The organism is Burkholderia sp. BCC1977 (assembly GCF_905339595.1).
Taxonomy (GTDB): domain Bacteria; phylum Pseudomonadota; class Gammaproteobacteria; order Burkholderiales; family Burkholderiaceae; genus Burkholderia.
This window is the reverse complement of the sequence record NZ_CAJPGQ010000021.1, coordinates 103,713-123,636: the sequence shown is the minus strand read 5'-3', so window position 1 is coordinate 123,636 and position 19,924 is coordinate 103,713. Positions and strand designations below refer to the sequence as shown.

At 66.6% G+C, this 19,924-nt stretch carries 17 protein-coding genes and 1 pseudogene; 4 read left to right on the top strand and 14 right to left on the bottom strand.

Annotation, left to right across the window (positions count from 1 at the left end):
* The 5 genes and pseudogenes from U5771_RS18985 to U5771_RS18965 all read right to left on the bottom strand — a co-directional run.
* Positions 1-211, bottom strand: a pseudogene (locus U5771_RS18985) (substrate-binding domain-containing protein); the annotation flags it as partial.
* Positions 212-667: 456 nt separating this feature from the next.
* A complete protein-coding gene (glmM, locus tag U5771_RS18980) occupies positions 668-2,023 on the bottom strand; it encodes a phosphoglucosamine mutase (RefSeq protein ID WP_322025387.1) in 1,356 nt (451 codons plus the stop codon).
* Between the two features lie 36 nt (positions 2,024-2,059).
* Positions 2,060-2,953, bottom strand: coding sequence for a dihydropteroate synthase (gene folP, locus U5771_RS18975; protein ID WP_322025386.1), 894 nt, complete (start codon positions 2,951-2,953; stop codon positions 2,060-2,062).
* 89 nt (positions 2,954-3,042) lie between these two features.
* The gene (gene ftsH / locus U5771_RS18970; RefSeq protein ID WP_321804873.1) at positions 3,043-4,938 is read right to left on the bottom strand and encodes an ATP-dependent zinc metalloprotease FtsH; all 1,896 of its coding nucleotides are present in this window, start codon (positions 4,936-4,938) and stop codon (positions 3,043-3,045) included.
* Between the two features lie 166 nt (positions 4,939-5,104).
* The gene (locus U5771_RS18965) at positions 5,105-5,767 is read right to left on the bottom strand and encodes an RlmE family RNA methyltransferase (RefSeq protein WP_322025385.1); all 663 of its coding nucleotides are present in this window, start codon (positions 5,765-5,767) and stop codon (positions 5,105-5,107) included.
* A 194-nt stretch (positions 5,768-5,961) separates the two neighbouring features.
* On the opposite strand from U5771_RS18965, the gene U5771_RS18960 reads away from it, so the two are divergent.
* The gene (locus U5771_RS18960) at positions 5,962-6,489 is read left to right on the top strand and encodes a YhbY family RNA-binding protein (protein ID WP_124665180.1); all 528 of its coding nucleotides are present in this window, start codon (positions 5,962-5,964) and stop codon (positions 6,487-6,489) included.
* 58 nt (positions 6,490-6,547) lie between these two features.
* Here the strand turns inward: U5771_RS18960 and U5771_RS18955 are convergent, their stop codons facing one another.
* The 8 genes from U5771_RS18955 to gloB all read right to left on the bottom strand — a co-directional run bounded on the left by U5771_RS18955 (position 6,548) and on the right by gloB (position 17,045).
* On the bottom strand, positions 6,548-7,006 hold the full coding sequence (locus tag U5771_RS18955; RefSeq protein WP_322025396.1) for a DUF4149 domain-containing protein: 459 nt from the start codon (positions 7,004-7,006) through the stop codon (positions 6,548-6,550).
* A gap of 14 nt (positions 7,007-7,020) precedes the next feature.
* Positions 7,021-7,497, bottom strand: a complete 477-nt coding sequence (gene greA / locus U5771_RS18950; protein ID WP_014897431.1) for a transcription elongation factor GreA — start codon at positions 7,495-7,497, stop codon at positions 7,021-7,023.
* Positions 7,498-7,615: 118 nt separating this feature from the next.
* Positions 7,616-10,870, bottom strand: coding sequence for a carbamoyl-phosphate synthase large subunit (gene carB, locus U5771_RS18945; RefSeq protein ID WP_322025384.1), 3,255 nt, complete (start codon positions 10,868-10,870; stop codon positions 7,616-7,618).
* 60 nt (positions 10,871-10,930) lie between these two features.
* Positions 10,931-11,590, bottom strand: a complete 660-nt coding sequence (gene leuE, locus U5771_RS18940; RefSeq protein WP_322025383.1) for a leucine efflux protein LeuE — start codon at positions 11,588-11,590, stop codon at positions 10,931-10,933.
* A gap of 28 nt (positions 11,591-11,618) precedes the next feature.
* Positions 11,619-12,764 carry a glutamine-hydrolyzing carbamoyl-phosphate synthase small subunit gene (gene carA, locus U5771_RS18935; protein ID WP_322025382.1) on the bottom strand — a complete coding sequence of 382 codons (1,146 nt, stop codon included), beginning with the start codon at positions 12,762-12,764 and terminating at the stop codon, positions 11,619-11,621.
* Between the two features lie 360 nt (positions 12,765-13,124).
* A complete protein-coding gene (locus U5771_RS18930) occupies positions 13,125-14,357 on the bottom strand; it encodes an MFS transporter (protein ID WP_322025381.1) in 1,233 nt (410 codons plus the stop codon).
* A gap of 158 nt (positions 14,358-14,515) precedes the next feature.
* Positions 14,516-16,087 carry a transglycosylase SLT domain-containing protein gene (locus U5771_RS18925; RefSeq protein WP_322025380.1) on the bottom strand — a complete coding sequence of 524 codons (1,572 nt, stop codon included), beginning with the start codon at positions 16,085-16,087 and terminating at the stop codon, positions 14,516-14,518.
* 151 nt (positions 16,088-16,238) lie between these two features.
* A complete protein-coding gene (gloB, locus tag U5771_RS18920) occupies positions 16,239-17,045 on the bottom strand; it encodes a hydroxyacylglutathione hydrolase (RefSeq protein ID WP_322025379.1) in 807 nt (268 codons plus the stop codon).
* Positions 17,046-17,063: 18 nt separating this feature from the next.
* Here gloB and U5771_RS18915 point away from each other — a divergent pair, with 18 nt between their 5' ends.
* Genes U5771_RS18915 through dnaQ form a run of 3 tightly spaced genes read left to right on the top strand, consistent with a single transcriptional unit; the run spans position 17,064 to position 19,101 of the window.
* Entirely contained in the window at positions 17,064-17,876 is an 813-nt protein-coding gene (locus U5771_RS18915) for a class I SAM-dependent methyltransferase (RefSeq protein WP_322025378.1), read from the top strand.
* On the top strand, positions 17,873-18,316 hold the full coding sequence (gene rnhA / locus U5771_RS18910; RefSeq protein ID WP_124601428.1) for a ribonuclease HI: 444 nt from the start codon (positions 17,873-17,875) through the stop codon (positions 18,314-18,316). The genes U5771_RS18915 and rnhA overlap by 4 nt, the downstream gene beginning before the upstream one ends.
* Before the next feature lie 50 nt (positions 18,317-18,366).
* The gene (dnaQ, locus tag U5771_RS18905) at positions 18,367-19,101 is read left to right on the top strand and encodes a DNA polymerase III subunit epsilon (protein ID WP_322025377.1); all 735 of its coding nucleotides are present in this window, start codon (positions 18,367-18,369) and stop codon (positions 19,099-19,101) included.
* Between the two features lie 45 nt (positions 19,102-19,146).
* Here dnaQ and U5771_RS18900 read toward each other — a convergent pair whose 3' ends face one another.
* Positions 19,147-19,479 carry a YnfA family protein gene (locus U5771_RS18900; RefSeq protein WP_322025376.1) on the bottom strand — a complete coding sequence of 111 codons (333 nt, stop codon included), beginning with the start codon at positions 19,477-19,479 and terminating at the stop codon, positions 19,147-19,149.
* Positions 19,480-19,924 lie beyond the last annotated feature (445 nt).

The following is a 19,924-nucleotide window of genomic DNA, read 5'->3' as shown; positions in this document are numbered from 1 at the left end:
CCGTCTTCGCGTTGATCTGTTTCAGGCCGCCCGACGAACCGATACCTTGGTAGTTCACCTTCGCGCCGCCGGACTGCTGGTAGTCGGCAGCCCATTTCGTATAGATCGGCATCGCGAACGTGCTGCCCGCGCCCGTGATGTCGGCAGCTTGCGCGGCGACTGCGAAAAGCGCGCCAGCCAGGCCGGCAATCGCGGTTTGCATCAATTTCATGAGACCTCCAGTGTGTGAGCGGATGACTACGGCACCGCGAAGGTTAGGGGCTCCTCATGACGATAATGTGACAATCGATGAAACTGGCGTGACAGTAACATGACTGGTTGAAAGGGTGTAGCGGGCCCGGTTCGGGCGGCCGTGCAGGCCAGGCGCGGCGGGGTTGGCGGCAAGAATTGCCGGTCAGGAAGGCGCCACTCGGCACCCGCCGATGCGGGGTGCGCGCGAATCGTATCGCAGCGCGCACGGGCCGGAAAGCCCCTGGCCGCAGCCGTCACGATTCAGGGTCGGAGGATTTCTTTGGTCAGACGAAATCCGCGTCGGAATCACCCTCTATCTAATAGCGCAAACCTTTGCGTCTGACGAATTGCGGCGCCCGCAGGCGCCGCATGTCGAATCGCCGGAGCGGCGGCGCGCACACGGCCGGCGACCGTTGCGCGCTGTCACCCTTCCGGCTCAGCTGGTCGCCGCGCGCACCGCGTCGGCGATCGCTTCCGCGTGACGGGTCGCGTCGGCGGCATGCCGCGCCTCGACCATCACGCGCAGCACGGGCTCGGTGCCCGATGCGCGGATCAGCACGCGGCCGTGGCCGGCCAGCGCGCCTTCGGCCGCATCGATCGCCGCACGAATCGATGCGTTGCCCTTCCAGTCTGCACCCGGCTTCATCCGCACGTTGATCAGCTTCTGCGGAAACAGCGTGACGCCGTCCAGCATCTGCGCGAGCGTGCGGCCGCTGCGCTTGAGCGCGGCCAGCACGAGCAGCGCCGACACGATGCCGTCGCCGGTCGAATGGCGGTCGAGCGACAGGATGTGGCCCGAGCCTTCCGCGCCGAGCTGCCAGCCGCGCTCGCGCAGCTGTTCGAGCACGTAGCGGTCGCCGACCGCCGCCCGCACGAATTCCACGCCCTCGCGCTGCAACGCGACCTCGACCGCGAGGTTCGTCATCAGCGTGCCGACCGCGCCGTCGACCTTGCCGGCGGTCGCGATCCGGTCCTTTACGAGCACGTAGAGCAGCTCGTCGCCGTTGTACAGCCGGCCCGTCGAATCGACCACCTGCAGGCGGTCCGCGTCGCCGTCGAGCGCGATACCGAGATCCGCATGGTTCGCCCGCACCGCACGCACCAGTGCGTCAGGCGCCGTCGCGCCGACACCGTCGTTGATGTTGAAGCCGTTCGGCGCGACGCCGATCGGGATCACGTCCGCGCCGAGTTCGTGGAACACGTGCGGCGCGATCTGGTACGCGGCGCCGTGCGCGCAGTCGATCACGAGCTTCAGCCCGCGCAGGTCGTAGGCGGCCGGGAACGTGCTCTTGCAGAACTCGATGTAGCGGCCGGCCGCGTCGTCGAGGCGGCGTGCCTTGCCGAGCCGGTCCGACGACGCGCATTCGAGCGGCTTGTCGAGCCACGCCTCGATCTCGGCCTCGGTATCGTCGGGCAGCTTGTTGCCGTCGGCGGAGAAGAACTTGATCCCGTTGTCCTGATACGGGTTGTGCGATGCGCTGATCACGACGCCGGCCGACAGGCGCAGCGCGCGCGTCAGGTACGCGACGCCCGGTGTCGGCATCGGGCCGGCCAGCATCACGTCGACGCCTGCCGCCGAAAAGCCGGCTTCGAGTGCGGCCTCGAGCATGTAGCCCGACACGCGCGTGTCCTTGCCGATCAGCACCGTCGGACGCGCACCCGCCGCGCCGTCGGCCGCACCGGCCAGTACCTTGCCGGCTGCATAGCCGAGACGCAACACGAAATCAGGCGTGATGGGCGCCTCGCCCACCGTGCCGCGAATGCCGTCCGTGCCGAAATATCGACGTCCCATGGCGAACCTTCCTCCTTCGTCTTTCTGATTTCTGACTTATCGTTGCCGCGCGGCTTCGCGCACGGCGTTCCAGACCTTCAGCGCATCGACCGTCGCCGCGACATCGTGCACGCGCACGATCGCCGCGCCGCGCCCGACCGCGCACAACGCGGCCGCCACGCTTGCCGCGACGCGTTCCATCGGCGGCTTGCCGCCGATCACCGCGCCGAGCATCGACTTGCGCGACATGCCCGCGAGAATCGGATACGCGCGCCCGTCGGGCCGCGCGGGCGCCGTGTCCGGCAACGCGGCCAGCAGCGCGTAGTTGTCGTCGACCACCGCCTTGCCGAACCCGAAGCCCGGATCGACGCAGATCCGTTCCGGCGCGACGCCCGCGTCGCGCAGCGCCTGTGTGCGCGCGGCGAGAAAGTCGCGTACCTCGGTCACGACGTCGCCGTAGTCGGGCTCGCCGACCTGCATCGTCTGCGGCTCGCCGAGCATGTGCATCGCGCACAGTCCGCTGTTGCCCTCGCGCACCGCGTCGATCGCGCCCGGTTGACGGAACCCCCAGATGTCGTTGATCAGGTCCGCGCCGGCTGCGAGCGCCGCGCGCATCACGGCCGGCTTGTAGGTGTCGATCGACAGCGGCACGTTCAGCGGCCGCAGCGCTTCGACGAGCGGGATCACGCGCGCGAGTTCCTCGTCGAGCGGTACGGGCGGCGCACCGGGACGCGTCGACTCGCCGCCGATGTCGATCAGGTCGACGCCTTCGGCGATCATCCGCTCGGCCTGGCGCAGCGCATCGTCGCGCGCGAGGAAGCGGCCGCCGTCGGAGAACGAATCGGGCGTGGCGTTGAGGATGCCCATCACGAGCGGGCGTTCGAACGTCAGCGAGAAGCGGCCGCACTGGAGCGGCGCGGGAATGGATGCTGAAACTGCGGAATCGGGCACGGGCGGGAGGCGTTGATGAACGCAAAAACGGAATGCAAAACGGGCCGGTGTGAAGCCACACCAGCCCGTGAACAGTGCTACAGCGGAGGTCAGGCCGGCGAAGCAGGCGCCGGCGCGTTGCCGGGCTTCACTTCGGCGGCCGTGCCGCCACCCGAGGAATCGCCGCCGACAGCCGGCGAGCTCTTCGGCGAGCGCGGCGGACGCCCTTCCATGATGTCATTGATCTGATCGGCGTCGATCGTTTCCCACTCCATCAGCGCGGCCGTCATTGCCTCGACCTTGTCGCGGTTCTCTTCGAGCAGGCGGCGCGCAAGGCCGTACTGTTCGTCGAGCACGCGGCGGATTTCGCCGTCGACCTTCTGCTGCGTCGCTTCCGAGATCGTGCGCGTGAAGCCGCGGCCGAACGGGCCGTTGTCGCTCTCGTCGTCGACGTAGACCATCGGTCCGAGCGCGTCGGTCATGCCGAAGCGGGCCACCATCGCGCGCGCCGTCTGCGTCGCCTTGTTGAAGTCGTCCGACGCGCCGGTGCTGATCAGGTTCAGGAACAGCTCCTCGGCCACGCGGCCGCCGAACAGGATCGCCAGGCGGTCGAGCAGGTAATCCTTCGAGTAGGTCTCGTTGTCATGCTCCGGCAACTGCCACGTGACGCCCAGCGCGCGACCGCGCGGGATGATCGTGACCTTGTGCACCGGGTCGGCCTTCGGCAGCAGCTTCGCGATCACCGCGTGGCCCGACTCGTGGTAAGCCGTCGCACGCTTCGCTTCCTCGCGAATCACCGCCGACTTGCGCTCCGGACCCATGAAGATCTTGTCCTTCGCGTCCTCGAAATCCTGCATCTCGACGATGCGCTTGCCGCGGCGGGCGGCGAACAGCGCCGCTTCGTTCACGAGGTTCGCGAGATCGGCGCCCGAGAAGCCCGGCGTGCCGCGTGCGATGACCGCTGCGTCGACGTCGTTCGCGATCGGCACCTTGCGCAGGTGCACGCGCATGATCTGCTCGCGGCCGCGGATGTCCGGCAGGCCGACATAGACCTGGCGGTCGAAACGGCCCGGACGCAGCAGCGCCTTGTCGAGCACGTCGGAACGGTTGGTCGCGGCGATCACGATCACGCCCGAGTTCGCTTCGAAGCCGTCCATCTCGACCAGCATCTGGTTCAGCGTCTGCTCGCGTTCGTCGTTGCCGCCGCCCATGCCGGCGCCGCGATGACGGCCGACCGCGTCGATTTCGTCGATGAACACGATGCACGGCGCGTGCTTCTTCGCCTGCTCGAACATGTCGCGCACACGGGCCGCGCCGACGCCGACGAACATTTCGACGAAGTCGGAACCCGAGATGCTGAAGAACGGCACCTTCGCTTCACCGGCGATCGCGCGGGCCAGCAGCGTCTTGCCGGTACCCGGAGGGCCGACGAGCAGCACGCCGCGCGGAATGCGACCGCCCAGCTTCTGGAATTTCTGCGGGTCGCGCAGGAAGTCGACGAGTTCGGACACTTCTTCCTTCGCTTCGTCGCAGCCCGCGACGTCGGAGAAGTTCACCGCGTTGTTGTTCTCGTCGATCAGCCGCGCACGCGATTTCCCGAACGAGAATGCGCCGCCTTTGCCGCCCCCCTGCATCTGCCTCATCATGTAGAACCAGAACACGATGATCAGGATCGTCGGCCCGAGGTAGTACAGCGCGGACATCAGCGCGTTCGGCTCGTCGTCCGCCTTGCCGCTGACCTGCACGCCGTACTTCATCAGATCGCCGACCATCCAGATGTCGCCGGGCGACACGATCTGGTATTTCTGGCCATCAGCCGGAGTGACGGTGAGGTTGCGCCCCTGAACGATGACGTTCTTGACCTTGCCGTTCTTGGCGTCGTCCATGAACTGCGAATAGGACACGCCTTCCTGGACGCGGGGCTTGTCGAACTGCTTGAACACCGTAAACAGCACCAGTGCGATCACCAGCCACACTGCTGCCTTCGAAAACATATTGTTGTTCAAAGCACCACTCCTTCACTCGTAGACGAGCGCCTACATTTACCTTGCGGCGCCCCTCGGTCATTCTAATCCAGTCCGACCACCCCCGCCATAAGCATTGACAACCGCCGCGATAGCGCTTCGCTTGTCTGGCAAGGGCCGGAGCCCGTTTGCGGCACCCCGCTCCGCGTCAACGCGGATGCTTCAGATGCCGACCCAAAATGAACGTTTCGGACGATTTGTCGCGGGACGCCTTCGGCTTGCGCGGCGCGACGACCTTAAACTGCTGTTTGAACTTTTCGACGATCTGGCTGTAGCCGCTGCCGTGAAAACACTTCACGAGCAGCGCACCGTCCGGCTTCAGATGGTTCTGCGCGAATTCGAGCGCCAGATCGCACAGATGCTCGATGCGCGCCGCGTCCGCCGAGGCCACGCCGGAGAGGTTGGGGGCCATGTCGGAAATAACAAGGTCCACCGAGCGACCTTCGAGCACTTCCTCGAGCCGGTGGAGGACCTCGTCCTCGCGAAAGTCGCCCTGCAGGAAGTGGACGTCGGCGATCGGCTCCATCGGCAGGATGTCGAGCGCCACGATCGTGCCGTCGATGCCGCCTTCGCGCTCCGCATCGCGCTTCTTGCCCTGCGCGAGCTTGTTGCGGGCATACTGGCTCCAGCTGCCCGGCGTCGCGCCGAGGTCGACGATCACCTGGCCCGGACGGATCAGCTTGTCCTGCTCGTCGATTTCCTTCAGCTTGTACGCGGCACGCGCGCGATAGCCCTCCCGCTGCGCCATTTTGACGTACGGGTCGTTGATGTGGTCGTGCAGCCAGTGCTGGTTAAAGCGGTTTTTTGCCATTCGAGAGAGAGATTGCTGCTATTTGCTTCGTGAAGCCGTGCTTTTGGCGGATAATACGCGTCTTCTTCGCGCGGCTGCGGCCCCTTCCAGGGCCCAAGCCGCGATTTTACGTGGTTTCGGCGCGCGGCTGATGCGGTAACTTCCCGCGATTCGCTTCTGACGCAGCGCGCCCCTATTTAGATTTCGACATTTCCATGCCCGCCCTTTCGCTTTCCCCCGCCGAGCGCTCCGCGCTGCGCTCCCAGGCCCATGCGCTCAAGCCCGTCGTGCTGATCGGCGCCGAAGGGCTCACCGACGCCGTGCTGAAGGAAATCAAGGTGCACCTCGCCGCGCACCAGCTGATCAAGATCCGTGTGTTCGGTGACGAGCGCGACGAGCGCGTCGCCATTTACGACGAGATCTGCGACCGCCTGAGCGCGGCGCCGATCCAGCACATCGGCAAGCTGCTGGTGATCTGGAAGCCCGAAGCTGCCGTGGCGGCCCCGGCCCGCGGCCGCCGTGCCGGCACGCTGCCGAGCGCGGCCGAAGCCGTCGACGACAAGAAAGGCCGTGCACCGCGCACCGTCAAGGTCATCAAGGTGTCGCCGAACGCGAGCCCCGTGCGCCGCCCGAAGCCGACCAAGGTCGTCGTGCGCGGTAACGAGCGCGTGACGGCGGGCGGCACCGTGAAGCGCGCGAAAAAGCGTCAGGCCAGCACGAAGCGGCCGCACCAGGGCAAGTAATCCTGCCGCGCGGCACGGGGCATCCCGTGCCGCCCTGCCCGAGCGGCGCTCAGGCCATTCAGGCGTCGCGCGCTGGCAGACGCCAGATCAGCACCAGCCCCAGCACGCTCTCGACGAGATAGAACAGGCTCGAGACGCCGTGCAGCATCCCGAAGCGGCTCGCATACGGCGAGTTCGCGATATCGGTGCCCGCTTCCATCGCGGCCACCCGCAGCGCGTTCATGAACGGCTGCAGCGCAAAATACCCGACCAGCACGCACGCGACCATCGCCGCGACGATCCAGCGCACGCGACGATAATCGCCGCTGCCGCGCCGCACCTGCTGGTTCGACAGCGCGAGCAGCAGCACGCCGCATACGACACCGAGGATCGCCTCGATGCGGAACAGCTGGGCGGCGACCGAGCCGGCCGTCATCCGCTCCAGCGTCTTGAACAGCACGGGTGCGACCGCATACCCGATCGTCAGCAGGCTGCCGACCCACACGGCCGACAGCAGACGGAACACGCGATGCGGCATCACGTCGCCCCGCTTCAGATGTAGCTGACCGAGATGATTTCGTACTCGCGCACGCCGCTCGGCGCCTGCACGGCCGCGACGTCGCCTTCGGACTTGCCGATCAGCGCGCGCGCGATCGGCGAGCTGACCGAGATCAGGCCGTGATCGATATCGGCTTCGTCGTCGCCGACGATCTGGTACTTGACGGTGTCGCCGGACTCGAGATCCTCGAGTTCGACCGTCGCGGCGAACACCACGCGGCCGTCGGCGTCGAGCACCGTCGGATCGATGACTTGCGCGGCGGACAGCTTCGATTCGAGTTCCGCGATGCGACCCTCGATGAAGCCCTGCTTTTCCTTCGCGGCGTCGTATTCGGCGTTTTCGGACAGATCGCCCTGTGCGCGGGCCTCCGCGATCGCGTTGATCACGGCCGGCCGCTCGACGGACTTGAGGCGCTGCAATTCATCGCGCAGTTGCCCTGCGCCACGCTTTGTCAACGGAATGGTGCTCATAAACGGCTCAATCGCTAAAAACGGCTATAAAAAAAATCACCGCGATTAAACGTATTTCCGGCGAACCGGAAACACCGCTTAATCGCGGCACGTGTTGCTTCGACAGGTAACTGACTGCTTAGTTTAGGCGAGCGTGAAGACCTTGTAAATCATAGACTTCCAGATCCTTCAGGTAGCGCAGGCCCTCGACGGCCGCGCGCGCGCCGGACATGGTCGTATAGTACGTGACCTTGTGCGCCTGCGCGCTCATGCGGATCGAACGCGAATCGGCGATCGCCTGGCGCGTCTCGTCGACCGTCGTGAACACGAGTGCGATCTCGCCGTTCTTGATCATGTCGACGATGTGCGGACGGCCGTCCTTCACCTTGTTCACGACCTTCACCGGCACGCCGGCCGCTTCGATCGCGGCAGCCGTGCCCTTGGTCGCGACGATCGGGTAGCCGAGGTCGTGCAGCATGCGCGCGACTTCGACCGCCTTCGGCTTATCCGCATCCATCACGGTCAGCAGCACCGTGCCCGACTCCGGCAGGCGCGAACCGGCCGCGAGCTGCGACTTGAACAGCGCTTCGCCGAACGTCTGGCCGACACCCATCACTTCGCCGGTCGAACGCATTTCAGGCCCGAGGACCGGATCGACGGTCGGGAACTTGACGAACGGGAACACCGCTTCCTTCACGCTGAAGTACGGCGGCTCGACTTCCTTCGTCACGCCCTGCTGCACGAGCTTCTGGCCGACCATCGCACGCGCCGCGATCTTCGCGAGCGGCAGGCTGGTCGCCTTCGACACGTACGGCACCGTGCGCGACGCGCGCGGGTTCACTTCGAGCACGTAGATGACGTCCTGCTTCGAACCGTCCGCCTGCGGCACTTGCTGGATCGCGAACTGCACGTTCATCAGGCCGACCACGTTCAGCGCCTTCGCCATCGCGCCCGTCTGGCGCTTCAGCTCGGCAACGGTTTCCTTCGACAGCGAGTACGGCGGCAGCGAGCATGCCGAGTCGCCCGAGTGGACACCCGCCTGCTCGATGTGCTCCATCACGCCGCCGATGAACACCGATTCGCCGTCGCAGATGCAGTCGACGTCGCATTCGATCGCGTCGTTCAGGAAGCGGTCGAGCAGCACCGGCGAATCGTTCGACACCTTCACGGCCTCGCGCATGTAGCGCTCGAGGTCGCGCGGCTCGTGGACGATTTCCATCGCGCGGCCGCCCAGCACGTACGACGGGCGCACGACGAGCGGATAGCCGATTTCGGCCGCCAGCGCGAGCGCTTCGTCTTCGGCGCGCGCGGTGCGGTTCGGCGGCTGGCGCAGGCCGAGGTCCTGCAGCAGCTTCTGGAAGCGTTCGCGGTCTTCGGCCGCGTCGATCATGTCCGGCGACGTGCCGACGATCGGCACGCCGTGCGCCTCGAGGTCGAGCGCGAGCTTCAGCGGCGTCTGGCCGCCGTACTGGACGATCACGCCGACCGGCTTTTCCTTGTCGACGATCTCGAGCACGTCTTCCAGCGTCAGCGGCTCGAAGTACAGGCGGTCGGACGTGTCATAGTCGGTCGACACCGTTTCCGGGTTGCAGTTGACCATGATCGTTTCGTAGCCGTCCTCGCGCATCGCGAGCGCCGCGTGCACGCAGCAGTAGTCGAACTCGATGCCCTGCCCGATCCGGTTCGGGCCGCCGCCCAGCACCATGATCTTCTTGTTGGTGGTCGGCTGCGCCTCGCACTCTTCCTCGTAGGTCGAGTACATGTAGGCCGTCTTGGTCGCGAACTCGGCCGCGCAGGTGTCGACGCGCTTGTAGACCGGGCGCACGTTCAGTTCGAGACGGCGCGCACGCACGTCGGCCGGCGTCGCGCCGAGCAGCTTCGCGAGGCGGCGGTCGGAGAAGCCGCTCTGCTTCAGGTAGCGCAGCTCGTCGAACGTCAGCGACGCGAGCGTGCGGCCCGCGAGCGCCTTTTCCTTGTTGATGATCTGCTCGATCTGCTCGAGGAACCACGGGTCGATCGCGGTTTCCGCGAAGATTTCCTGGGCCGTCATGCCGATGCGGAATGCATCGCCGACGTACCAGATGCGGTCCGGGCCCGGCTCGTGGATCTCGATCGCGATCTCGTCGCGGTCGGTCGACTTCTCGTCGAGACCGTCGACGCCGACCTCGAGGCCGCGCAGCGCCTTCTGGAACGATTCCTGGAACGTGCGGCCGATCGCCATCACTTCGCCGACCGACTTCATCTGCGTCGTCAGGCGCGAATCCGCTTCGCGGAACTTCTCGAAAGCGAAGCGCGGGATCTTCGTGACGACGTAGTCGATCGTCGGCTCGAACGATGCCGGCGTCTGGCCGCCGGTGATCTCGTTCTTCAGCTCGTCGAGCGTGTAGCCGACCGCCAGCTTCGCCGCGACCTTCGCGATCGGGAAGCCCGTCGCCTTCGATGCGAGCGCCGACGAACGCGACACGCGCGGGTTCATCTCGATGACGACCATGCGGCCGTCCTTCGGGTTGATCGAGAACTGCACGTTCGAGCCGCCCGTGTCGACGCCGATCTCGCGCAGCACCGCGAGCGATGCGTTACGCAGGATCTGGTATTCCTTGTCGGTGAGCGTCTGCGCCGGCGCGACCGTGATCGAGTCGCCGGTGTGCACGCCCATCGGGTCGAGGTTTTCGATCGAGCACACGATGATGCAGTTGTCGGCGCGGTCGCGCACGACTTCCATCTCGTATTCCTTCCAGCCGAGCAGCGATTCCTCGATCAGCAGTTCGCGCGTGGGCGACAGGTCGAGGCCGCGCCGGCAGATCTCTTCGAACTCTTCGCGGTTGTACGCGATGCCGCCGCCGGAACCGCCGAGCGTGAACGACGGACGGATCACGACCGGGTAGCCGCTGCCGCCGGTGAGCGCCATGATCTCGGCGTGCACCTGGGTCGCCTCTTCCATCGAGTGCGCGACGCCCGACTTCGCGGAACCGAGACCGATCTTGGTCATCGCGTCCTTGAACTTCTGGCGGTCTTCCGCCTTGTCGATCGCTTCCGGCGACGCGCCGATCAGTTCGACGCCGAACTTCTCGAGCACGCCGTGGTGGTGCAGGTCGAGCGCGCAGTTCAGCGCGGTCTGGCCGCCCATCGTCGGCAGGATCGCGTCCGGGCGCTCCTTCTCGATGATGCGCGCGACGACTTCCCACGTGATCGGCTCGATGTACGTGACGTCGGCCGTGTTCGGGTCGGTCATGATCGTCGCCGGGTTGCTGTTCACGAGGACGACCTTGTAGCCCTCTTCACGCAGCGCCTTGCAAGCCTGCGCGCCCGAATAGTCGAACTCGCAAGCCTGGCCGATGATGATCGGGCCGGCGCCGATGATGAGGATGCTTTTGATGTCTGTGCGTTTTGGCATGGCTTGTGAATTCAGTAAGTAATCTTTGTCGCGGCGTTGTCGTCAGTCGGCAGGCCGCGCTCAGCTCATGGTGGCGAGCGCCAGCTTCACCGAGAAACCGATGAACAGGCCGCCCACGCTGCTCGCCGCACCCGCCGCGAGCTTGCGGCGGCGGCGAAAATGCTCGGCGAGCCGTGCACCCGCGAAGATCAGCGTGCTCAGGTACAGGAAGCTCGCGCCTTGCGCGATCGCCCCGAGCACGACGAACGACAGCGCGGGATGCGGGAATGCCGGGTCGACGAACTGGATGAAGAACGAGATGAAGAACAGGATCGCCTTCGGATTCAGGAGGCTCACGATCAGCGCCTTGCGGAACGGCCGTTCGCCGTCGACCGCACGGGGCGCGTCGGCCGGCGCATCGGCGCGCGCGCGCAGCTTGCGCCACGCGCTGCGCAGCATCCCGGTACCGATGTACAGCAGGTACGCGGCGCCGCCGTACTTGACGACGGAGAACAGCAGCGGGTTCGCCTTCAGCAGCGACGCGACGCCCGCGGCGGACAGCACCATCAGCACCGTGTCGCCGAGGAACACACCGCAGGCCGCGCGATAGCCGGCCTTCACGCCGCGCTGCGCCGCGAGCGACAGCACGTACATCGAGTTCGGCCCCGGCAGCAGGATGATGAAGATCACGCCGAACACGTAGGTCCAGATATCCGTGATGCCGAGTGCGTGGCCGAACATGATGCGAATCTCCCGTTCTTCGGTTGCGTCAGGCGTTGCGCTGCTTCGCCGCGTCCATCAGTGCGGTGAAACGGTCGAACAGATAGCCGATGTCGTGCGGGCCGGGCGACGCTTCCGGGTGGCCCTGGAAGCAGAACGCCGGCTTGTCGGTCAGCTCGAAGCCCTGCAGCGTGCCGTCGAACAGCGACACGTGCGTCACGCGCGCGTTGGCCGGCAGCGAATCCGCATCGACCGCGAAGCCGTGGTTCTGCGACGTGATCACCACGCGACCGTCGCCGAGATCCTTCACCGGGTGGTTCGCGCCGTGGTGGCCCGTCTTCATCTTCAGCGTTTTCGCACCGACCGCGAGGCCCATGATCTGGTGGCCGAGGCAGATGCCGAAGGTCGGCACGCCGCGCTCGATGAATTCCTTGGTCGCCGCGATCGCGTAGTCGCACGGCTCCGGATCGCCGGGGCCGTTCGACAGGAAGATGCCGTCCGGATTCAGCGCGAGCGCGTCGGCGGCGCTCGCCTCGGCCGGCAGCACCGTCACGTGGCAGCCGCGCTCCGCGAGCATGCGCAGGATGTTGTACTTGACGCCGAAGTCATACGCGACGACGCGGTACTTCGGCGCTTCCTGCATGCCGTAGCCGCTGCCGAGGCGCCATTCGGTCTGCTTCCACTCGAACGGCTTCGTGGTCGACACGACCTTCGCGAGATCCATGCCCGCGAGGCCCGGGAACGAGCGCGCGAGCTCGATCGCCTTCGCCTCGTCGTCCGAACCGGCCAGAATGCAGCCGTTCTGCGCGCCCTTGTCGCGCAGGATACGGGTCAGCTTGCGGGTATCGATGCCGGCGATCGCGACGACGCCTTCGTCGCGCAGGTAATCGCCGAGCGTGCGGTCCATGCGGAAGTTCGATGCGAGCGTCGGCAGATCACGGATGATCAGGCCGGCGGCATGGACTTTCGTGGCTTCGACGTCTTCGGCGTTGACGCCGACGTTGCCGATATGCGGGTAGGTGAGCGTGACGATCTGACGCGCGTAGCTCGGATCAGTCAGGATTTCCTGATAGCCGGTAATCGCGGTGTTGAACACGACTTCACCGATCGTGTGGCCTTCGGCCCCGATCGAATAACCACGAAAGACCGTGCCGTCGGCGAGTGCAAGCAAGGCGGGAGAAAAAGACGGCAACACGGGAGGCTCCTTGGGGAACACCCTGCTGCCGACCTGTTTACCCTGCCGCGCGAGCGCCGCGCTGCGTAGGCGCGCGGAGTCGCTAGCTGGACGCGACCTGCGTTGTCGAGACGCGAACCCGGCGCGTGGCGCACGAGGCTTCGCGGCATCGCCCGACAGGCGGCGTGCGGCGGATGAACGGGATGAGTGAGGTAGGCGCTAGGGTGCGAGGTTGATCAGCACAAACTTTCAAATTATAGCCCGAAAATGGCCTTATCTTCAATCGATATGGCCGTCCGATCGCGCATGCCGCACGCGTGATGCCGTGCCGTCGCACGCGGCATTCCTTGCTGCGGCCCCGTTTTTCAGCCGCCCTACCCGTCAGCGTACCGCCGGATCAACGTGCTTGCCAGCACTGCGCGCGGGCCATACGGACCAGACCGCGCTCGCGAGCTGCAGCGCGAGCAGCACGCTCCACGCGGTGACGTGCGCGGCGGCCGGGTAATGACCGTCCACGGCCGGCCAGTACGAAAGGACCGCACCGATGCCGATCTGGAACGCAAAGATCAGCACGAAGATCACCAGCGTCAGCGTCGTATTCGCGCGGCCGATCAGATGGGCCGGGAAGTGACCGGCCAGCACCGCATAGGTCAGGATCCCGACGCCGCCGAACATTCCATAGGCCGCCCACAGCACGGCCGGCGGCAGCGGCACGCGCGCGACGATGGCAGCTTGCGTGGCGACGAACAGCGCCATGCCGACGCCGCAGAACGCCTGGACGGACACCCCGCGGCGCTCGAGCACGCGCGCCGCCGCGCCGAAGCCGACGCAGCCGGCCATCATCGCGAAGCCGAGCACCGACACGAGCCGCGCGGCGTGCGGCGCATCGAACCCCGCGACGTCGCGCAGGTACGGGCCGACCCACAGCGACTGCATCGCGTAGAACACGCCCTGCGTGACGATCGAGAACGACGAGATCTTCCAGAACGCGCGGCTGCCCAGGATGTGCCACGTACCCTTGAACTGGCTGACGAGCCCGCCCTGGTGGCGCGGCCGCTCGGCCTCCGGCGCACTGAAGCCGATCGCGGCCGCGACGACGATCGTCAATACCGCGAGGCCGCCGCAGATCATGCGCCAGTTCGTCACGCCGAGCAGCCAGGTCAGCGGCGAGCCGACCGCGACGCCGCCCAGGCCGCCGACGGCCATCACGAGACCGTTGACGAGCGGCAGCCGGCCGACCGGAAAATGCTGCGCGAGCGCCTTGAACGCCGCGCCGAGACACACCGATACACCGACGCCGATCAGGAGCCGGCCGGCCATCATCGTGCCGAGGTCGTGCGCGACGCCGAACACGGCGGCGCCGGCCGCCGCGAACAGCAGCATCCCGGCCGCCACGCGGCGCGGGCCGAAATGGTCGAGCAGCACGCCGGCCGGAATCTGCGCGCCGGCGAAGCCCAGGAAATAGAGACTGGTGAGCAGCCCGAGATCGGCGGCCGACAGTCCGAGCTCGTGCGTGACGAACGGCGCAAAGCCGAGATTGACGCCGCGGAACACATACGACACGAAATACCCGACCGCAAACAGCGCGAGCACCCTCACCTGCACCGACGACATCGCCCCTCCTTGTGACTCCGGCCCCCGCGAAGCAGCGGCCCCGTTGCCGCGCACAAATGAAAACGCCGTCACCTCGGTGACGGCGTTGCTACACGTTTCGTCGGATGATAACGCAATCGCGCGGCCCGGTCGGGCACCGCGACGCGATCGCGACCGCGTTACTTCTTCTTGCCCTTGTGCGCGGCGGCCTTCGGCGCCGCCTTGGCGGGCGCAGCCTTCGCCGCGCGGGCCGCCGGCTTCGCGGCACCGTGCTTCGCGCCGCGCGACTTGCCGCCGACGGACAGGCTCGCGCGCTCGATATGCGCGCCGGCGGCCGACGTCGCGATCCGCTCCGGCCCCGGCTCGGCCGGCACCGCACGGCCGACCGGCACGTGCAGCACGAGCGCCTGGCCCGGCATCGCGAGATCGCGATGCGTGCGGTTCCATGCCTTCAGCTGCGCGACCGACACGCCGTAGCGCCCGGCGATTGCCGCCATCGACTGCTTGCGGCGCACGCGGATCAGCATCTTGCGCGTGTCGGGCACATCAGGCTCCATCGCAAGCACGCCGTTTTCCGCGACGTCCGCGCTGATGTCCTCGTCGTCGTCATCGCCGCGCGGCACGACGATCGTCGAGCCCGGCTTCAGGCGCATGCCGGCCGGAATCTTGTTGACCGACATCAGCGTATCGGCGTCCACGCCGATCTTCTCGGCGATCGCGGCCGGGCGCGCACGCTCGCTGACCGTATAGGTGGTCCACGTCGACAACTGGCCGTTGTACGCCTTCAGGTTCTTCTCGAACGCCGCCGCGTTGTCGAACGGCAGCAGGATCTGCGGCTCGGTCGCGCCGAGGATCACCGGCTTCGAGAACGACGGGTTCAGCGAGCGGAACTCGTCGAGCGACAGGTTCGCGAGCTTCGCGGCCACCACCACGTCGATGTCGCGCGACGTCGTGACCGTCACGAAATACGGGTGGTTCGGAATCTCCGGCAGCGCCAGGCCGAACTGCTGCGGATTCGCGATGATGTTTTTCACCGCCTGCAGCTTCGGCACGTAGTTGCGCGTCTCGTTCGGCATCCGCAGGCTCTGGTAGTCGGTCGGCAGGCCGGCCGCCTGGTTGCGCGCGATCGCGCGCTGCACGTTGCCCTCGCCCCAGTTGTACGCGGCCAGCGCCAGATACCAGTCGCCGAACATGTCATGCAGGCGCGACAGGTAGTCGAGCGCGGCGCTCGTCGACGCGAGCACGTCGCGGCGCTCGTCCTGCCACATGTTGCGCTTCAGGTTGTACGTGCGGCCCGTGCCCGGCATGAACTGCCACATGCCGGCCGCCTTCGCGACCGACAGCGCCTGCGGGTTGTACGCGGATTCGATGAACGGCAGCAGCGCGAGCTCGGTCGGCATGTGGCGCGCCTCGAGTTCCTCGACGATGTGATACAGGTACTTCTGCGAGCGCTCGGTCATGCGCTGCACGTAATCGGGGCGTTGCGTGTACCAGGTCGTCTGCATGTCGACGAGGTCGCTCTGCAGGTCCGGCATCTGGAAACCGCGACGGATGCGACCCCAGAGATCGGAGTCCGCACTGGTCAGGTCGCCGACCGATTGCTTGTCGACGTCGACAGTTTCTTTGGCGGTGGCTGATTTACGGAGGTAGTTGGACGTCGCCTGCGAATCGGCGGCGTTGTTGGCGACAGGAGCCTGGCTCGCACAAGCGGCGAGCAGCAGGACCACCATCGCACTCAATATAAGTCGCATGAAAATCTCGGCTTCCGACGGCTGGAAATTGCTGGCGATACTACGGAAGTGCGTGCTTCACGTCAATAAAAACACCGAAAACTCAGCGAAATCCTACATTTGGAGCAATTTTTACAGACACCACCTGAGGTTTGGAGTCCTCCGGAAATCGTCATCGGAACCGGTTTTTCCACTCGCGCATCAGCGTGAATGCCGCCAGACGATCCGGCACCGTTTCGTGCAGTTCGGCCTCGAGCGTCGCCTGGATGGCCGCGCTGTCCGCCCGCATGAACGGGTTGACGGCACGTTCGTGCGCGATCGTGGTGGGCAGCGTCGGCACCCCGCGCGCGCGCAGCGCCTGCGCGTCGTCACGCCAGGCGGCCAGCGCCGCATTGCCCGGTTCGCATGCGAGCGCGAAGCGGATGTTCGACAGCGTGTATTCGTGTGCGCAATGCACGCGGGTGTCGCCGGGCAGCGCCGCGAGCGCGTCGAGCGACGCGAGCATCTGCGCGGGCGTGCCTTCGAACAGGCGACCGCAGCCGCACGAGAACAGCGTGTCGCCGCAGAACACGTGAGGGGTGGCGGCGCCCTGCCCGGCCGCCTGGAAATAGGCGATGTGGCCGCGCGTATGACCCGGCACGTCGAGCACGTCGAAGGCGAGCGCCGGTGCGTCGAGCGTCACGCGATCACCGCCGGAAAGCGGCCGCGTGACCACCCCGATCGCTTCGGCCGCGGGGCCGTAAACGGTCAGCGGCGCATCGTCCGGTTGGCTATTGCGCAGCGCCTCGACACCGCCGACGTGGTCGGCGTGATGGTGCGTGAGTAAAATAGCGGTCAAGCGCCATCCGCGTTCCGCAAGAACACGGCGTACCGGCGCGGCTTCACCCGGATCGACGGCGATCGCATCGCGGCCGTCCGAGACGAGCCAGATATAGTTGTCTTCGAATGCCGGCACCGGCACGTATTCCAGCTCGTTCATGGGCACGCAATCATCGTTATGTCCGATCGTCAAATTATAGACTGGCCCGCCTGGACCGACTCGCCGCCCGGCCGCTACGTGCTGGACTGGGAGCAGGCGCAGCTTGACCGGATCGTGTCCGACGTCTTCGGGTTTCACGCGCTGCAGCTCGGCCTGCCGCAGCTCGATGCGCTGCGTGAGAACCGCATGCCGTATCGCGGCCTCGTGCTCGATCCGGCGAGCGGCGCGAGCGCGCCCTACCAGTATCCGTGGGCACGCGAGGCGCCGGCGCCCGAACATGCGCCGTCCGATCGCAGCACGACGTGGTGCGACCTGCTCGACCTGCCGTTCGAGTCGCAGAGCGTCGACCTGATCGTGATGCCGCACACGCTCGAATTCACGTCCGACCCTCACCGCCTGCTGCGCGAGGCCGAACGCGTGCTGATGCCGGAAGGCCAGCTCGTGATCACCGGCTTCAATTCGCTGAGCCTGTGGGGCATGCGGCAGTCGTTCGGGCGCATGGCGAACCGCCCGTTCGTGCCGGCCGCGCGCGACCAGATCGCGTTCATCCGGCTCAAGGACTGGATCAAGCTGCTCGGCTTCGATCTCGAGCGCGGCCGCTTCGGCTGCTACCGGCCGCCGCTCGTCACCGACAAATGGCTTTCCCGCTACGGCTTCATGGAAGCCGCCGGCGACCGCTGGTGGCCGATCTTCGGCGCCGTCTACATGGTCACGGCCGTCAAGCGCGTGCGCGGCATGCGCCTCATCGGCCCGATCAAGATGAAGAAGCCCGTGCTCGCGCCGGGCCTGACGCCGGCGGCCACCCCGACCACCCATCAAGAACACTCATGACCACCGACACCATCGACATCTATACCGACGGCGCCTGCAAGGGCAACCCCGGCCCCGGCGGCTGGGGCGCACTGCTGCGCTACGGCGACCGCGAAAAGGAGCTGTTCGGCGGCGAGCCCAACACGACCAACAACCGCATGGAACTGATGGGCGTGATCGCCGCGCTCGAGGCGCTGAAGCGGCCGTGCCGCGTGATCGTCCATACCGACTCGCAATACGTGCAGAAAGGCATCAGCGAGTGGATCCACGGCTGGAAGAAGAAGGGCTGGATCACCGCATCGAAAACCCCGGTGAAGAACGCCGACCTGTGGAAGCGGCTCGACGCGCTCGTCGCGCAGCACGAGGTCGAGTGGCGCTGGGTGAAGGGCCACGCGGGTCATCCCGAAAACGAACGCGCGGACGCGCTCGCGAATCGCGGCGTCGAATCGCTCGCGGCCTGAATCGCAGCCTGAACGCAGGCCGCCCTACTGTCTTTCCCGATTTATCCGACATGCGCCAGATCATTCTCGATACCGAAACCACCGGCCTGAACCCCCGCACGGGCGACCGCCTGATCGAAATCGGCTGCGTCGAGCTGCTCAACCGGCGGCTCACCGGCAACAACCTGCACATCTACGTGAACCCCGAGCGCGACAGCGATCCGGGCGCACTGGCCGTGCACGGCCTCACGACCGAATTCCTGAGCGACAAGCCGAAGTTCGCGGAAGTCGCCGACCAGATCCGCGACTTCGTGAAGGACGCCGAGCTGATCATCCACAACGCGCCGTTCGACCTCGGGTTCCTCGACGCCGAATTCGCGCGGCTCGACCTGCCGCCGTTCACCGAGCATTGCGGCGGCGTGATCGACACGCTCGTGCAGGCCAAGCAGATGTTCCCCGGCAAGCGCAACTCGCTCGACGCGCTGTGCGACCGGTTCGGCATCAGCAACGCGCACCGCACGCTGCACGGCGCACTGCTCGACTCGGAGCTGCTCGCCGAGGTCTATCTCGCGATGACGCGCGGCCAGGACAGCCTCGTGATCGACATGCTCGACGACGCAGGCGCCGACGGCGGCGCGGCGAACGGCCAGCGCGTGGCGCTCGCGTCGCTCGACCTGCCGGTGCTCGCGGCGAGCGACGACGAGCTCACCGCTCACCAGACCCAGCTCGACGAACTCGACAAGTCGGTCAAGGGCACCTGCGTGTGGCGCAAGTCCGCCGACGCGGACGCCGCTGAAGCTGCCTGACGCGGCTTTGCCCGGGTCGCGCCCGAATCGCGCCTGCAGCCGCGCTTAAACGCGCGGCTGCAGCGCGATGATGGCCATCCCGCCGAGCGCGAGCAGCGCGCCCGCCACATCCCAACGGGTCAGCGCGATGCCGTCGACCGCCCGCAGCCAGATCAGCGCGACAGCGATATACACGCCGCCGTACGCCGCATACGTGCGCCCCGCCGCGCTCGGGTGCAGCGTCAGCAGCCACGCGAACAACGCGAGCGACAGCGCGGCCGGCACCAGCAGCCACACGGGCCGCCCGCCCTTCAGCACGAGCCAAGGCAGGTAGCAGCCGACGATCTCGGCCAGTGCAGTGACGGCGAACAGCGCCGCAATCCTGATCAGTTCGGTCATCCGGTTCCTCGCAGATTCGGCCCCGATCCAGCGGGCCGCGCGACCCCGCCGCGCGCCGCCGATCATACCGGAGCCGGCCCCGCCGGAACCGCCGCCAGACGGGGGATTCCGGGCAATTTGCACGATCGTCTGTCATCGTGCTATCATGTCGCCTGTTTCAACATTCAATCTCTGTCTATTCGATTTCGCAAGAAGTCCGTCCGCGCGTTGCGGGCCGGTGCTTCGACCGAAATTGCATCCACAGGAAAGCCCGCCCGACAGGCCCGCTTTTCTCGTTTCATTGCCCCTCCGGGGCGCTTGCCGGAACGCCGGACTCCGTCCGCGCCGGCATCTGCCGCTCGCATCACGCGGCCCATTCTTCATGAGCGCACCGTCGCGACGGCCCATCGGGCCCGCGTCGAAGCAGTCCCTTACGGCTCTTTACCGCCCCATGTGCAGTAAGTGC